The sequence below is a fragment of the Bacillus salacetis genome (genome assembly GCF_049177075.1).
GTDB classification, from domain to species: Bacteria; Bacillota; Bacilli; order Bacillales; family Bacillaceae_B; genus Rossellomorea; species Rossellomorea salacetis_A.
On record NZ_CP185377.1, the window covers coordinates 3602540 to 3617126 of the forward strand.

The 14587-nt window shown below is 42.1% G+C and carries 17 protein-coding genes; 5 read left to right on the forward strand and 12 right to left on the reverse strand.

Features of this window, described 5'->3' with window-relative positions; genetic code table 11:
• The first annotated feature begins 28 nt into the window (after positions 1-28).
• Positions 29-706, forward strand: coding sequence for an FHA domain-containing protein (locus ACOJQI_RS18800; protein ID WP_421380878.1), 678 nt, complete (start codon positions 29-31; stop codon positions 704-706).
• A gap of 88 nt (positions 707-794) precedes the next feature.
• On the opposite strand, the gene ACOJQI_RS18805 is transcribed toward ACOJQI_RS18800, so the two are convergent.
• Positions 795-1619: an aldo/keto reductase gene (locus ACOJQI_RS18805; protein WP_421380880.1), complete on the reverse strand. Its 825-nt coding sequence runs from the start codon at positions 1617-1619 to the stop codon at positions 795-797.
• A gap of 366 nt (positions 1620-1985) precedes the next feature.
• A complete protein-coding gene (locus ACOJQI_RS18810; RefSeq protein WP_421380883.1) occupies positions 1986-3515 on the reverse strand; it encodes a DHA2 family efflux MFS transporter permease subunit in 1530 nt (509 codons plus the stop codon).
• 181 nt (positions 3516-3696) lie between these two features.
• Between ACOJQI_RS18810 and ACOJQI_RS18815 the strand changes: the two genes are divergently transcribed.
• The gene (locus tag ACOJQI_RS18815) at positions 3697-4578 is read left to right on the forward strand and encodes a TetR/AcrR family transcriptional regulator (RefSeq protein WP_421380886.1); all 882 of its coding nucleotides are present in this window, start codon (positions 3697-3699) and stop codon (positions 4576-4578) included.
• 51 nt (positions 4579-4629) lie between these two features.
• Here the strand turns inward: ACOJQI_RS18815 and ACOJQI_RS18820 are convergent, their stop codons facing one another.
• From ACOJQI_RS18820 to ACOJQI_RS18855, 8 genes are all read right to left on the reverse strand, one after another.
• Positions 4630-5190 (reverse strand): hypothetical protein, encoded by a 561-nt coding sequence (locus ACOJQI_RS18820; protein ID WP_421380889.1) that lies wholly within the window; start codon positions 5188-5190, stop codon positions 4630-4632.
• 2 nt (positions 5191-5192) lie between these two features.
• Positions 5193-5825 (reverse strand): SCO family protein, encoded by a 633-nt coding sequence (locus ACOJQI_RS18825; protein WP_421380892.1) that lies wholly within the window; start codon positions 5823-5825, stop codon positions 5193-5195.
• A gap of 45 nt (positions 5826-5870) precedes the next feature.
• The gene (locus tag ACOJQI_RS18830) at positions 5871-7550 is read right to left on the reverse strand and encodes a cbb3-type cytochrome c oxidase subunit I (RefSeq protein ID WP_421380895.1); all 1680 of its coding nucleotides are present in this window, start codon (positions 7548-7550) and stop codon (positions 5871-5873) included.
• 15 nt (positions 7551-7565) lie between these two features.
• The gene (locus ACOJQI_RS18835; RefSeq protein WP_421380898.1) at positions 7566-8027 is read right to left on the reverse strand and encodes a cytochrome c oxidase subunit II; all 462 of its coding nucleotides are present in this window, start codon (positions 8025-8027) and stop codon (positions 7566-7568) included.
• A 13-nt stretch (positions 8028-8040) separates the two neighbouring features.
• Positions 8041-8175, reverse strand: a complete 135-nt coding sequence (locus ACOJQI_RS18840) for a hypothetical protein (protein WP_421380901.1) — start codon at positions 8173-8175, stop codon at positions 8041-8043.
• A 142-nt stretch (positions 8176-8317) separates the two neighbouring features.
• The gene (locus ACOJQI_RS18845) at positions 8318-8659 is read right to left on the reverse strand and encodes a cytochrome C oxidase subunit II (RefSeq protein ID WP_421380904.1); all 342 of its coding nucleotides are present in this window, start codon (positions 8657-8659) and stop codon (positions 8318-8320) included.
• Between the two features lie 141 nt (positions 8660-8800).
• Positions 8801-9805, reverse strand: a complete 1005-nt coding sequence (moaA, locus tag ACOJQI_RS18850) for a GTP 3',8-cyclase MoaA (RefSeq protein ID WP_421380907.1) — start codon at positions 9803-9805, stop codon at positions 8801-8803.
• Between the two features lie 81 nt (positions 9806-9886).
• Positions 9887-10477 (reverse strand): molybdenum cofactor guanylyltransferase, encoded by a 591-nt coding sequence (locus tag ACOJQI_RS18855; protein WP_421380910.1) that lies wholly within the window; start codon positions 10475-10477, stop codon positions 9887-9889.
• 178 nt (positions 10478-10655) lie between these two features.
• On the opposite strand from ACOJQI_RS18855, the gene ACOJQI_RS18860 reads away from it, so the two are divergent.
• Together ACOJQI_RS18860 and ACOJQI_RS18865 are read left to right on the forward strand one after the other, a co-directional pair.
• Positions 10656-11372 (forward strand): Crp/Fnr family transcriptional regulator, encoded by a 717-nt coding sequence (locus ACOJQI_RS18860; protein ID WP_421380913.1) that lies wholly within the window; start codon positions 10656-10658, stop codon positions 11370-11372.
• Between the two features lie 178 nt (positions 11373-11550).
• A complete protein-coding gene (locus ACOJQI_RS18865; protein ID WP_421380916.1) occupies positions 11551-13059 on the forward strand; it encodes an MFS transporter in 1509 nt (502 codons plus the stop codon).
• A gap of 42 nt (positions 13060-13101) precedes the next feature.
• Here ACOJQI_RS18865 and mobB read toward each other — a convergent pair whose 3' ends face one another.
• Positions 13102-13599 (reverse strand): molybdopterin-guanine dinucleotide biosynthesis protein B, encoded by a 498-nt coding sequence (gene mobB / locus ACOJQI_RS18870; RefSeq protein WP_421380919.1) that lies wholly within the window; start codon positions 13597-13599, stop codon positions 13102-13104.
• Between the two features lie 110 nt (positions 13600-13709).
• Here mobB and moaC point away from each other — a divergent pair, with 110 nt between their 5' ends.
• Positions 13710-14195, forward strand: coding sequence for a cyclic pyranopterin monophosphate synthase MoaC (gene moaC, locus ACOJQI_RS18875; RefSeq protein ID WP_421385511.1), 486 nt, complete (start codon positions 13710-13712; stop codon positions 14193-14195).
• 172 nt (positions 14196-14367) lie between these two features.
• On the opposite strand, the gene ACOJQI_RS18880 is transcribed toward moaC, so the two are convergent.
• Positions 14368-14508: a hypothetical protein gene (locus ACOJQI_RS18880; RefSeq protein ID WP_421380922.1), complete on the reverse strand. Its 141-nt coding sequence runs from the start codon at positions 14506-14508 to the stop codon at positions 14368-14370.
• Between the last annotated feature and the right edge of the window lie 79 nt (positions 14509-14587).

Sequence of the window (14587 nt, forward strand, 5' to 3'; positions counted from 1 at the left end):
AATAATAAACCCGTCATAGGAGAATACAATGAAATCATCATCTTCATCTATTATCGTTGAACAAGGAACCCCTTTTGAAAAAGGGGCATTCATCCCTATCAACCTGAAAAAAACCATAATTGGCAGAAAGTCAAAAGACTGGGCCCCCGACATCTCTTTCCGGAATATCCATGTTTCAAGGGAACATCTTGCCATCCTTTCCAACGAGTCTGGAGAGTTCTTCGTCAAAGACCTGGGAAGCAAGCATGGAACATGGTTAAATCAACGGCGCCTTACAGCCAATCAAATGATTCCATTAAATAGTTCAGATACTATCTCACTGGCTGGAGGCCTGATCAAATTTTCATTTATCCTATCCAGCCTGGAACTGACAGCGGATTTCGCCCCCATGTTCCCACCTTTAACCACCGAAGAATTTATATTGGACACTGTCAAACAAGAGCTGAGAGTACAAGGGGATACCTGTGTTTTCTCAGAAAAAGAGTTTAAATGCATAGAGCTTCTGATAAATAACCGCGAGCAGTTTGTTTCCATTGATAAGATAAAAGAAACTGTCTGGCAAGAAAGGAAGCATTCTGTGGATGAAATCCCGGATGTAACGTCAGAAGAAGTCAATGCATTGATTTACCGTTTACGTAAAAAGCTTCACGAGAATATTTGTGTAGAGAATATTAGAGGGAGAGGGTACATCTTATCGTTTGTATAAAATCTATAGAAGTTATTATGAAAACAGAACATAAATAAAAAAGAAAAAGCCCATTCAAAGAAATTTGAATGGACCTCTTGGGTATTTACTATCTTACGTTCATATCATTCGGATGCGGACCTTTGCGGCGATCCTTGTTCAATCCGTTGATTTGGCTCATCTCATCAGCAGTCAATTCAAAATCGAATACCTTGAAGTTTTCTTCGATTCTTGAAGGAGTGACTGATTTTGGAATGACAATAGTGTTATTTTGCAGGTGCCAGCGCAGAACAACTTGTGCAGGTGACTTACCATGAGCTTCTGCAATGTTCTTGATTGTATCATTTTGCAGCACTTCCCCGCCTTGCTCCAGCGGACTCCATGCTTCCACAAAGATATCATGCTTAGCACAGAACTCTTTTAATTCATTTTGTGCAAGGTGTGGATGGCATTCAACCTGGTTCAATACAGGCTTGACATCACACTCGTTCAAGATGCGCTCAAGATGTTCAATCTCAAAGTTGCAGACACCGATTGCTTTCACTTTGCCATCGTTGTAAAGCTTCTCCAAAGCTTTATATGTATCTACATACTCATCAAACTCAGGAGTCGGCCAATGAATCAAGTACAGATCCACATAGTCAAGACCCAGTCTCTCCAGGCTTTCATCAAAAGCACGAAGGGTATTGTCATAACCTTGATCAGTATTCCAGACTTTTGTCGTAATAAAGAGTTCTTCGCGCGGAACAGAAGCATCCTTAATCGCCTTCCCAACGCCTTCTTCATTTTTGTAGATCATTGCAGTATCAATGGATGTATAACCAGTTTCGATTGCTTTTGAAACAGCAGTCGCTGCTTGATCATTTTCAACCTGCCACACACCAAAACCAAGCTGAGGCATTTTCAAACCATTATTTAGAGTCACGAAATTCATCTGGCATTTCTCCTTTATAATTAAATTCCTTGCCAAGCAAACATACCTATAAGATATACGCCATGGTCTTTCTTTATTCACTTGGCCGGTAAGCCAATTATATAAAATCACCCTTGGATTGATAAAGTAAAGAGGCTTGAGTAGATTCGATCTTCTGTAAACGTACCACTATACAAAAGAGTTTCGTTTATAACGGTTTGTTTCTCCTGTAATCGTACCATTACACGAAAGAGTCCAGTTTATAACGGTACGATTCTCCCCGAATCGTACTACTACAAAAAAGAGTCCAATTTATAACGGCACAATCCCTTCATATCCAAAACACAAAAAAGAAGAGAGACATGTAGTCCCTCTTCCAAATCAGTATTATTTCCCTGCCGCAATTTCTGCAGCAACTTTTTTATTAACCGGAAGATCTTCAATCGGATCTTCAGCTTGCGTTGATCTCTTAATAAAGAATGAAAGAACCAGAGCCACGGCCGCAATTCCTGAAGCAACCAGGAATGCGTCGTTGATGCCGTGAAGCATCCCCTCCATTGTAACCTGCTGCTGCATTTGAGCCATCGCTGCTTCTGAAGGCTGACCGGTCACATTTTTCATCGCATCCTGCATAAGTTCCTTCGTATGTGTTACCGTACGGTTGGACATTACAGTGATCAGCAACGCTGTTCCAATCGCACCTGACACCTGGTTCAGCGTGTTGTTCATCGCTGTTCCATGAGGATAATAGCGTCTAGGCAGCTGATTCAGACCATTTGTGGAAACCGGCATCATGACCATTGACATACCGAACATCCTTACAGCATTCAGGACGACTAAGTTTGTGTAAGAAGTGTCTTGAGTCAACTTACTGAATAAATACGTTGTGACCACAGTAAGCAGCAAACCGCTTGAAGCAAGGACACGGCCCCCAAATTTATCAAACAGCCTTCCGGTGATCGGTGACATGAATGCCATCACAAGCGCACCAGGAAGCATAAGCAATCCGGCATCCAAAGGAGAAATTCCGCGGATTGTCTGTACATAAATCGGGATCATCAACATCCCAGAGAACAATGCCATATTGACAACCATCGTAATAGATGATGATAGAGCAAACATTGGATATTTGAATACCTTGAAGTTCAGCATCGGTCTTTCAAGCTTCGATTGGCGTGTAATGAAGATCACCAAGGAAACTACACCCAATGCAATCATTCCGTAAACCCAAGGACTATCCCAGCCTTTTGTACCTGCTGAACTGAAGCCGTATAACAAGCTTCCGAACCCAACGCTGGAAAGGATCACTGACAATAAATCCAAGCGGATATCGACTTTCTCTTTTTTATCCTTCAATAGGAAGAAACCAAGTAAAAGAACGATGATCGAGATTGGCGTTACGAAATGGAACAGCATTCTCCAGTCATAGTTCTCGACAATCCAGCCGGATAATGTCGGGCCAATTGCTGGAGCAGCCATCATGATCAAACCAAAAACACCCATTGCAGCACCGCGTTTTTCAACCGGGAAGCTGACTAACATAACATTCATCAATAACGGCATCATAATCGCTGTACCCGATGCCTGGATCATGCGTCCCGCGAGCAGAACCGGGAATACATGAGCAACCCCTGCCAGTAATGTACCGATTGTGAACAAACTCATTGCCACAAGGAACAAGCGGCGGACCGAATATTTTTCAATAAGAAAAGCGGTTGTTGGAATCAATACTCCATTCACCAGCATGAAGCCGGTTGTCAACCACTGTACCGTAGACGCTTCGACCTCCAGCTCCATCATGATGGATGGGAGGGCGATATTAAGCAATGTATTATTTAGAAATGCGATAAAAGCTCCGACCATAAGGACCGCCAATATCCCATATTGAGGACGTACATTTTTTGTTGTACCTTCCATTTAGTTTCCCCCTATACTATTAGTTCATTTTTTTGTACTGTCATTTTAAACAAGATATATCATATACCATCGGTACAAAAAATTCAATTGGAAATTTAATTTTTTTTATAAAGGTTTGTAGAATCCTTGATACTAGGTTATTATCAACATTATACAGGGAGTATAGTCAGGGGTGAAAAAAATGAACAAAAGAAAGCAGCATGTGATTACAAAAGCACATGAACTGTTTATCGAAAAGGGATTCCAGCAAACATCCATTCAGGACATTTTGGATGACAGCGGTATTTCTAAAGGGACATTCTACAATTACTTCTCCTCGAAAAATGAATTGTTAATTGAATTGTTCAAGTCCATTTACAATGAAATAGTAAAGAAAAGGAATGACCTGCTGATAGGCCAGGATCCTTCTGATATAAATATTTTCATCAAGCAGATCGAGCTTCAAATGATCGAGAATAAAGAGAACAAATTAATAACCCTTTATGAAGAAGTCATGATGTCAAAAGACGAGGATCTAAAGAACTCGGTCAAAAGAGGGCAGCTTAAGATGATTTACTGGCTGCACGGCCGTTTCCTGGACATTTTTGGCGAAAGCAAAAGACCTTATCTTTTGGACTGCGCCATCACGTTTCTCGGCATCCTTCACCATAACCTCCGCTATTACTCATTGGTCAATAACACGACCACCGGGCTGCACAGGGTTGTCCACTACAGTGTAGACCGGATCGTCAATATTGCGGAGGAACTTGAAAAAGGAACTAAACCGTTATTCCAACCCGAACTCCTTCAAGTCTGGTTTCCTGAACATCAAACGGACAGCCAGGATTCCAGACAGGAGCTCCATCATACCGTTTTCTTTTTAAAACAGCAGCTTACTGACATAGAACAGCAGGTGAAATATCAGGAACTTCTGGATTTTATCCAGGAGGAGCTGCTGCACTCCAAGACACCACGCCGTTTCCTGGTGGAGAGTGCATTCTCTTCTTTAAAAGAAGGAGAAGAATTATTTGAGGAACCTCATTTTGAAAGGCTTGAGAAATTAATCATCATGAATTTACAGTGATACCCATCAGCCAAAACAAAAAGATGCACATATTCTGTGCATCTTTCTTTGTCATTCATACTGAGATGGATCAATAAGAAATGTATAAGCCAGGTAAAGGACCATGCAGACGGCCATTGTCAGGAACCCCCATCCCAGGATGATTTGGTCGGTGAGCAAATAGTTATTACATAAGGTGCTTGGAGTTTTAATATACAACCATCCTCCCGCGATAAACAGGAGTGTAAAACTGATAATTACTGTATTCTTTACTGCAGTTCGGAGTTTCCCCCAGCTGTTGCGCAGCGGTATTCCTGCCAGAAAAGGCAGACTGATGAATTTAAATATTTCTACTGACATTAACGTCAATGCCTCATCCATAGTTCTCGGAATCATCCAATAAACCAATATGATAGAAAATAGCAGGATTCCTGGGACCCCATTCTCATTGCACTTATTGAAAAATCGAGGGAACTTCGTTTGAATATAACTTCCCATTAAGAACCCGGCTGCAACAAGCAGCGGCATCTGCATATGCATATGAACCAGCATAATCGACTCCATTAAGTTGGCGACAGGAGGAAGAGCCAAAGCTATGAGCAGCAGCAATCCTACTAGAAACTGATTGTCCATGGTCAATCTCCCTCTTCCTTTTCCAGAATAGCCTTCAGTTCAGCAGCTGCTTCCTCGACCTTTGTGTAATCCAGGACATCAATCAAATTCCCTTTTTTATCAACCAGATAGAATGCAGAATTATGCGCAAAGTTACCGTTACCGTCTGGAATGACAATGACTCCGAACTCATCCAGAAGCCGGATCAGCTCCTTTGGATCGGGAATCCTTGCCATTCTCCAGGCTTCCCCGTCACTATGAAAATAGTCTTTATACTTATCCAATGTGCCTGGTCCGTCCCTCTCCGGATCAAAACTGATGCTTAAGAATACAATATCGTCACCAATATACTTTTCAGGCAGTCTATCATAAACTTTGGACATATTGTATTCCAACTGTGGACATACCGTTGTACAGGCCGTATATAGAAAAGTGATGAAGACGTACTTTTCCTTGAATTCTGTAATGTTGTATTTCCTTCCAAAACTGTCTTCCAATATTACATCAGGAAATGCCGGCTGATGATCAATAAGCCGATTCACTCTGGCAGTTTCTGCAGTATAGGCTTGAAAGCCATCCGTTCCTATATAAAATAAAACCACACCGAACACCAGGACAAAAACACAAGACAATATGGTTGGTTGAGCCTTCCCCACTGGATCACTTCCTTTTGGATTCCTCAATTGCTGCTGAAAAATGGGTCACCAGGTTTTAAATGGAGGAGATCCCGGAGGAGCATTGATGACCATATCGACAACTGGCAGAACATATGCCATGGCTACCAAGACCAGCATGACAATGATCCACACACCCCATCGTTCTGTCCAGTATGGAGTGCTGCTTGCGTTGTCTTCTTCTTCTGCGATCGGAAACTCGGTCTCTCCTTTTGGTGCACGGAACATAAGATGGAAAACGGCATAAACCTGGATAATCACCCCTATCATCAGTAAGGTTCCTCCAATCGCCAGCAAGAACAAGTATGGATCCCAGCTCAGCGCTGTGGCATGATCTCCATACGTTGTATAAGAAGTCCTTCTTGGTGATCCGAGCAAGCCTGCATAATGCATGGCTCCAGACATAAACAGCATTCCGACAGCCCAAATGATGGTCTGGATGACACCCAGCCTGTTAATAGCCGGTGTTAAAATACGGCCTGAAATATACGGCACAAGCCAATAGCTGACTCCAAAGAAAGTAAGAATCGCGGTGGTCCCTAATGTCAAATGGAAGTGGCCGACAATCCACATCGTATTGTGAACGACCTGATCCAATTGGTTTGTGCTTTGTACGATTCCTCCCGCTCCTCCAGGTATGAAGGCAACCATGGCAACAAACGGGGCAAGGAACCTTACATCTCCCCAGGGCATCTTTTTATACCAGCCTATCAATCCTTTTCCTCCCTGCTTCCTGGCAGTCCGTTCAAACACCCGAAACATGGCATAAGCAGTCATTAAGGAAGGAAACCCGATAGCCAAACTCATGAATACGTGCATGAACTTGATTGATTGTGATATCCCTGGATCGATAATTTGATGGTGGAATCCTCCGGTTATATTCATGACGACCAGCCCAATGATGACAACCCGGGTCAATGTGTCGCTGAAGCGGCGTCCACCGATGACTTTTGGAACAATTACATACCAGGCGGATATGGCAGTCAGATACCAAATGTTTACCAGTGTGTGTCCAAAAGCCCAGAACAAAGTACGTGCAACCATGACATTGATTGTTTCAACCCAGCCGAATGCCCAAGGAATAATCATCAAAACTTCGACAGTGACAGGCAGGCTTCCGAAAAACAGGAGGACAAAAACACCTGTGGCAAAGTAGGCAAGAATCGGCAGATGCTCCCCTTTATTCGCTTTCCTCCAGTCGGCAACATTGAAAAATGCTCCAATCGCTGCCATCCAAACACCCAGTACGATAAAAACCAATCCAATGTAGAAATACGGGGACGCAGCCATTGGGGGATAGAATGTGTACATGACAGATGCCTCGTTTTGGAGTATAGGGATCACAGCCATGACAAATCCAAAGATTTTCATCCAAAATCCTGCCCAAGCCATCTTCCTTGTAAAGGGAAGGATTCCTCCAAGGGTATGTGATAATGCCGCGTAGAAATAACCGATGGTAAAAAAGGCTGAAAGGACGACTACCAGGAGAAATCCATGAGCCGTCAGGATTTGATAGTAATTCGCCCATGAGGGTAGTTCCAATACTCCCGCGCGGTTTAATCCTTGCAATAACCCCAGGATTCCTCCAAGCAGCAATGCCACAAAAGCAACAGATATATATGATTTCGTCAAGCGTGAATCTTGCGGGCTGATCCCCAGCACTTTTTTTGTTTTTTCACTGAATGAGTCGATTTGAATTGCTTCCATTTTTGCGTCCCTCCTTTATTTGACTGTTATAGTGGTGCTCATTGCTTGGTGGCCGGCACCGCAGTATTCATTGCAAAGAACGAGATAGCTGCCAGGTTCATCAAACTTCTGGGTAATCTTTTGAATTTGTCCCGGCATGACCATAGCATTCACATTCGTATTTGCAATTTGGAATCCATGAACGACATCTTTTGAAGTCAAAGTGAAATGGACAGTCGCTCCGGCAGGAATCTCTATTTCTGAAGGTGTAAAGGTGAATAACTGCAGTGTCATCACCACTTCATACTCATTTTCACCTACCTGGGTGATGCCGGGATTATCAAATGGTGCCGTTTCATCTACTTTTTGAGGATCAATTGTTTCCTTGTGGCTTGGCGGCCCCATTCCAAATGCATAGGCCTGATAACCGGTAATAATCATAAATCCCATAATCAGTCCAAAACTAAGTGTAAGCCAGATTTTTTCATCTAAATGCATTTTCCATCCCTCCCTATACTCGGTCCATATAGAATCCAAACAAAAGAAAATATGTTAAAAGAATGACCAGTCCTACAACTCCAACCGAGATCCATGTACCAATTTTGGATTCTTGCCGATTAGCGCCTTCTTCTCTAGCAGATTTCATGAAATCCCTCCTTATTAACTTCTTACCATAATAATAATTGATAATGATTATCATTTTTGTGATTCAAATCACAACTACTGTGTCAATAAAAACACAAAAAGAGCCGCTCCATTTTCAGAGCAGCTCTTTATCAGAATGTATCTTATTCCACTACCAACAGCGCAGTCATTTCCTGATGCCCTTCTCCGCATGGAACATTGCACCTGATTGTATATTCTCCCGCTTTCAGGTTGGCTGTTGCTTTTCCTTCACCGTCGATTTTCACGTCTGTGCCTTCAATTGTTATTCCATGGTACCCGTCCGCATTTTTCAAATTGATTGTGACATCTCCTGCCGGCACTGTATACTCCTGCTTATCAAACTCCCAGTTGGAAGCCTCAACTGTTACAGTGTTCCCTTCACTGCTGCTTGCATCCTCTGAACCACAGGCTGTCATCAACACACCAATGAGTAAAAACGGCACTAACCATAATCCTTTTTTCATATAAATGCTCCTTTCACTTTTCTGATTTCACTATATCAACTTCCTCTCACCAACTAAGTGATTGTAATCACACAAAAAGAATTATTTTGTTGTTTTTCGTTATTTAAACCTAAAAAGAAGAACCGTCCCCGGTCCTTCCTTCTATCCCCCAATATAGGACATCTCAATTTTTTCTCTGGTCTTGCTTGCTTCCGTCCGGATTTCTGAGTAACGGTCATCCCGTCTTTCCCAGATATCATGGACTTTTTTCAGGATTTGTTCGGAAGAAAACCCACTTCTCAGCATTGCCCTGAGATCGAATCCTGAGGATGCAAACAGACACGTATATAGTTTGCCGTCTGTAGAAAGCCGTGCCCTCGTGCATGAACCGCAGAAAGTTTCTGAAACAGAGGAAATAAACCCAACCTCTGAACTGGAACCTTTATATCTGTATCTTTTGGCCACTTCACCGAAATAATCTTTGCTGACCGGCTCAAGCGGAAACTTATTGTTAATCATCTGGTATAGCTCTTTCTTGGTGATAACATCTTTTAAATTCCAACCATTTGTCGAGCCTACATCCATGAACTCGATAAACCGAAGGGTGATGCCTTCCTTCATGAAGAACTCTGCCATCGGCATGACTTGATCATCATTCAGTCCCTTTTTGACGACCATATTGATCTTGGTTTCCAGACCGATTTCTCTTGCTTTAAAAATTCCTTTTAATACAGGAGAGACCCCCGTATTCATATTATTTATCGATTTAAAGACCTCGTCATCCAATGTATCAAGACTTACATTCACTCTGCATATACCTGCATCCTTTAACGCCTGTGCATATTTAGCCAGGAAAACGCCATTGGTCGTCAGAGTGACATATTTAACCCCCCGGATTGCCGAGAGATGTCTAACCAGGTCAGTCAAATCCTTTCGAAGCAAGGGCTCGCCGCCAGTCAGTCTGATCTTTTCAACACCCAGCTCAGCGAAAATTTCAGCGGTCCGGACAATTTCTTCAAATGATAGGATTTCGTCTTTATTCATAAACGGATAATCGGGTCCGAATATTTCCTTAGGCATGCAGTAGCTGCAGCGAAAATTACATCTGTCAGTAACGGAGATTCTCAAGTCCCTTAATGGACGGGACAAGGTATCGGTCGTATGCATAATCTGACTCTCTCCTTTTTTATTTCTGATGTTGGTCATCTTATCATCATTTTTCGCAGACAGGTATGACATTTATCACACTCAGACCAAATAATGTTCATAATCCTGTCGGGTGTTAATATTATGAAAAGACGCTTCTTCTCCGAAAAACTCTTTTTCAATATACAGAGCTGAAATATCAGAAAGGAGAAAGTGCATTTTTAAATCGTTATTTTTAAGGAGCTGATGGATTTTTTCAAGGATTGAATAATGATAAAGCCCTATTAATGGCTGCTTCTTTCCATTTATGATGGGAATGACTGCCTGATGCTCCCCTGTTGTATAGCGAAGGAGCTTTTTTAAGATCAGCGAAGTCATCATCGGTACATCGACGGGAGTGATCAGATACCATTCACTTTTATAGGCTCGCATTGCTGTATACAGACCGGCCAAAGGACCGCACCCTCTGTATTCCTCTTCATCCATTACCACCTGCAAGTCCGTCTCTTTTTTATAAAAGGGATACAAATCTTTATTGGTCACAAGTATGGTGATTTCTGTAATCCCTTTCAAAGCTTCAATTGAATATTCATAAAAAGGTCTACCTTTATATTCCGCTATGGCTTTGTTACTGCCAAACCTTCTTGAATATCCTCCTGCCATGACAATGCCTGCAATCCGGTTATTGGTCATAAAAATTCCACAACTTTCTTCTTAATTGTCTATTGTATATTAAATGGTAACATGATATTTTAAATGTCAGTGTGATAAATGATACAGTCACTAACTGAATGGTTTGTCCCTATATAAAATGATTCAATGTTACACGGTCACTGGAACAATACTTATTAATAGGGTGGAGTGATTGAGAATGGCAATAAACTCGTTCAGGGTAAGTGACACAGAGTTAATCTCCGAAGAACTGAAAAATTTACTGATGTCCATCAGTACCCCAAGAAAAATCAAAGGTGATACCTTTTTGTTTCAGGAAGGCGAAGATGCCTCTGAATTATATTTGATAAAATCAGGCCTCTTCCAGATCAGCAAACTGACAATGGAAGGCAGAGAATTGAACATGAGGATCTGCAAGGCCAACGATATCATCGGTGAGTTGACCTTGTTCACAACAGATGCTAAATATATGCTCAGTGCCCTGGCACTTTCCGACAGTGAAGTACTTGTGATAAAAAAAGATTTCCTGGAAGCTGAATTAGTTAAAAATGCCAACCTGACGTTTGAATTCATGAAATGGATCAGCACCCACCTTAGAAAAAACCAGTCTAAAATCAGGGACTTGGTCATGAACGGAAAGAAAGGCGCTCTTTACTCTACATTAATCCGCTTCACCAACAGCTACGGGGTGAATACAGATGAGGGAATCTTGATTGATATCCATCTTACTAATCAGGAGTTTGCCAAATTCTGTGCCGCCACACGTGAAAGTGTCAATCGTATGCTGAGTGAGCTGAAAAAAAGAGGAGCCATTGGCATGACGTCCGATGGAAGAATCATTGTGAAAGACTTACAGTACCTTAAAGATGAAATAGGCTGTGAAGACTGCCCAATCAGCATTTGTAATATAGATTAACGCTATTATAGTTCAATAATATAATTAATTCCCCAGCTATCTTGAATATTGAGGTAGCTTTTTATTTTGCTTTTTTTTATCCGTCTGCTGTGATGTACTTCACAACCCTCAAGAATCTCTTTTGCTACGATACCCTTATCAAGAAATATACTATCGTCCTTGAAGGGAGCAATTTACAATGAAGAGTCCAAAAATACAACTTTCTCTTCAAACATCTAGTTTAGTAGCAGGCTTCATGATCTGGGTCATCATTTCATCATTAATGCCCGATATTAAACAGGATATTGAACTTACCAGCCAGGAAGCAGCACTTGTCACGGCCATACCAGTCATTCTCGGTTCAGTGCTGAGAGTGCCATTAGGCTTTTATACAAATAGGTTGGGGGCACGTGTTACCTTTACCTTAAGTTTCTTTCTATTAATGATTCCTGTGTTCTATATCAGTATTGCTGACTCGTTAATCGATTTAATTATTGGCGGCCTATTTATTGGTATCGGCGGAGCGACCTTTTCAATCGGTGTAACTTCTCTGCCAAAATACTTTGCCCCTGGCAAACATGGCCTTGTAAACGGGATCTACGGAGCAGGAAATATAGGGACGGCGATAACAGCATTTGCCGCACCGGTCATTGCCAGTTCTATTGGCTGGCAGATGACGGTAAGGCTTTATCTGGTATTATTGATTGTGTTTGGTCTCCTGAATTTGGTTTTGGGTGATAAACATGAGAAAAAAGTAAATCTCCCAATCATGAATCAAATTAAAGAAGTCTATAAGAATACGACTCTGTGGAGTTTAAGCCTGTTTTATTTCATAACATTTGGTGCGTTTGTGGCTTTTACCGTATATCTGCCAAACTTCCTTGTGAACCATTTCGGGATGACTCCTGTGGATGCAGGGCTGCGCACGGCCGGGTTTATAGCTCTCGCTACATTAATGCGTCCGATTGGAGGCTACCTGTCCGATAAATTCAATCCTTTCGCTATTCTGATTTTCGTGTTCGCCGGTTTGACTTTCTCAGGAATATTGCTTTCATTCTCACCTACCCTGCAGCTTTATACCATCGGCGTATTGACTGTGGCTTTCTGTGCTGGTATCGGGAACGGAACTGTCTTTAAGCTTGTGCCGATGTACTTCTCTAAACAAGCTGGTATCGTGAATGGGATTGTATCAGCCATCGGGGGACTTGGAGGCTTCTTCCCTCCTTTGGTACTGACAACTGTTTTTGGAGCAACCGGACATTATGCGATTGGTTTCATGGCCTTATCAGAATTTGCTTTAGCCAGTTTGATTATTGTGCTGTGGATGTTCTTCCAGGAAAAGCTGAGCGTTGAGAGCAAGATTATTAAGAGCACTGCCCAAGGCATGCTCATTACGGATTCAAGTGGTGTGATACAAAAGATCAACCCTGCTTTTACAAAACTGACAGGATACGAACAGGAAGACGTGGTCGGCAAGAGACCAAATGTACTTCAGTCAGGAAAACATAACAAATCATTCTACACTCAACTGTGGAAACAGGTCCGGGAGCACGGTTTCTGGCAGGGAGAGATATGGAACAAGCGAAAGAACGGTGAGATTTATCTTGAATGGCTGACAATCAGTGAAGTAAGTAACGATGCGGGAGAAGTGAAATACTACGTTGGCCAATTCAGTGATATTACGACTGAGAAAAGGAAAGTCAATTAATGTAAAAAAGCTGTCCTTTCAGGTTTGATAGGACAGCTTTTTTCACCTTGATAGATAATCAATATACCATTTATCGAAATCCTCCTGATGGAAGGATTTGAAGTACTGAACACTGTTTTCATGCTTCAGTTTAGAAGTTGGATCACCAACAACCGCAATAATATTATCGAGATCGGCTGTGAGATGAAGGTCATCTTCACTTCTAATCAAGACAATTTTAGGGTGAATCTCCTTCTTGAAACCTTCGACGATAATGAGATCCAATTCTATCAGCCGGTAAAATTCAAGTATATTCCCGAGGGTCCATTTCTTGTTGAGGATTGACAAATCAAGAGTGCCCCCGCCCTCAACACCGGACATGATAGCTCCAGCTTTTTGGTGACGGTCGCTGTCTGTTCCAGGCAAAATATCGGGTTTACCGTGTCCATGATGCTTGCAGGAACCAACCTGGTATCCCATATCAGAGGCCATTTTAATTAACTTCGAAGATAGAGTCGTTTTACCGCTTTTCTTGTATCCGACAACCTGAATGATATTCATTTATTTCAGCTCCAAATGATTGTTTATCTTTTAGGGGTTAGTATAAAGGAAGAATATATTCCTTTCAACACAATCTGCATGATCAAAAATATACTCAAGAGGTGACTATGATGTCAGAATTAACCCATTTCAATCAGCAAGGCAGGGCCAAGATGGTTGATATATCAGACAAGAATGACACAACGCGTACAGCGGCTGCTCAGTCCAGCATCAAGGTAAATAAAGAGATCTACGAAAAAATCGTCGGCAATCATTTCAGTAAAGGAGATGTCTTAGCCGTTGCACAAGTAGCCGGTATCATGGCATCCAAACAGACTTCCTCCGTCATTCCCATGTGCCACCCGATTCCCATCAGCGGTGTCGATATCCGCTTTGATTGGAAAATCGAGAATGATACACATGAGCTGATCATCCTCACCGAGGTAAAAACCAAAGGGAGTACAGGTGTTGAAATGGAGGCACTGACTGCCGCATCCATCACGGCACTTACCATATACGACATGTGTAAAGCAGCAGATAAAGGTATGGTGATCGGCGAAACCTTCCTTCTTGAAAAAACAGGGGGAAAGAATGGCGACTATAAACGAAAAGCATGAACAAAATCCCCCTCGGAAGAATGACCGGGGGGATTCTGGAATTTAGGAATGGATGCTTTAGTTGGTGGAGTACTGCAAGGGATTTAAGAGGATGCTGGGACGGCATCACTATAAGGACATCATTTCCTTCCCGCTTCTCTTTTGATGACGGCATAGACCCTCTTTGAGGACATCATTTTTTACACGATCCTCTTTTGATGACGGTATAGACCCTCTTTGAGGACATCATTTTCCACCCGCTTCTCTTTTGATGACGGCATAGACCCTCTTTAAGGACATCAATTTTTACTCGATCCTCTTTTGATGACGGCATAGACCCTCTTTAAGGACATCATTCTCTTTTTTTCAGCTTTTGGTGTATCCCGCGCACCGAGCGCGGGACATCATTTTCA

Excerpts from the sequence above, each read along its gene's own strand:
- moaC (WP_421385511.1), top strand. The coding sequence starts at position 13,710 with ATGTCAGAATTAACCCATTTCAATCAGCAAGGCAGGGCCAAGATGGTT.
- mobB (WP_421380919.1), bottom strand. The coding sequence starts at position 13,599 with ATGAATATCATTCAGGTTGTCGGATACAAGAAAAGCGGTAAAACGACT.
- ACOJQI_RS18800 (WP_421380878.1), top strand. The coding sequence starts at position 29 with ATGAAATCATCATCTTCATCTATTATCGTTGAACAAGGAACCCCTTTT.
- ACOJQI_RS18835 (WP_421380898.1), bottom strand. The coding sequence starts at position 8,027 with ATGCATTTAGATGAAAAAATCTGGCTTACACTTAGTTTTGGACTGATT.
- ACOJQI_RS18880 (WP_421380922.1), bottom strand. The coding sequence starts at position 14,508 with ATGCCGTCATCAAAAGAGGATCGAGTAAAAATTGATGTCCTTAAAGAG.
- ACOJQI_RS18815 (WP_421380886.1), top strand. The coding sequence starts at position 3,697 with ATGAACAAAAGAAAGCAGCATGTGATTACAAAAGCACATGAACTGTTT.
- ACOJQI_RS18840 (WP_421380901.1), bottom strand. The coding sequence starts at position 8,175 with ATGAAATCTGCTAGAGAAGAAGGCGCTAATCGGCAAGAATCCAAAATT.
- ACOJQI_RS18820 (WP_421380889.1), bottom strand. The coding sequence starts at position 5,190 with ATGGACAATCAGTTTCTAGTAGGATTGCTGCTGCTCATAGCTTTGGCT.
- ACOJQI_RS18865 (WP_421380916.1), top strand. The coding sequence starts at position 11,551 with ATGAAGAGTCCAAAAATACAACTTTCTCTTCAAACATCTAGTTTAGTA.
- moaA (WP_421380907.1), bottom strand. The coding sequence starts at position 9,805 with ATGCATACGACCGATACCTTGTCCCGTCCATTAAGGGACTTGAGAATC.
- ACOJQI_RS18860 (WP_421380913.1), top strand. The coding sequence starts at position 10,656 with ATGGCAATAAACTCGTTCAGGGTAAGTGACACAGAGTTAATCTCCGAA.
- ACOJQI_RS18810 (WP_421380883.1), bottom strand. The coding sequence starts at position 3,515 with ATGGAAGGTACAACAAAAAATGTACGTCCTCAATATGGGATATTGGCG.
- ACOJQI_RS18805 (WP_421380880.1), bottom strand. The coding sequence starts at position 1,619 with ATGAATTTCGTGACTCTAAATAATGGTTTGAAAATGCCTCAGCTTGGT.
- ACOJQI_RS18845 (WP_421380904.1), bottom strand. The coding sequence starts at position 8,659 with ATGAAAAAAGGATTATGGTTAGTGCCGTTTTTACTCATTGGTGTGTTG.
- ACOJQI_RS18830 (WP_421380895.1), bottom strand. The coding sequence starts at position 7,550 with ATGGAAGCAATTCAAATCGACTCATTCAGTGAAAAAACAAAAAAAGTG.
- ACOJQI_RS18855 (WP_421380910.1), bottom strand. The coding sequence starts at position 10,477 with ATGACCAATAACCGGATTGCAGGCATTGTCATGGCAGGAGGATATTCA.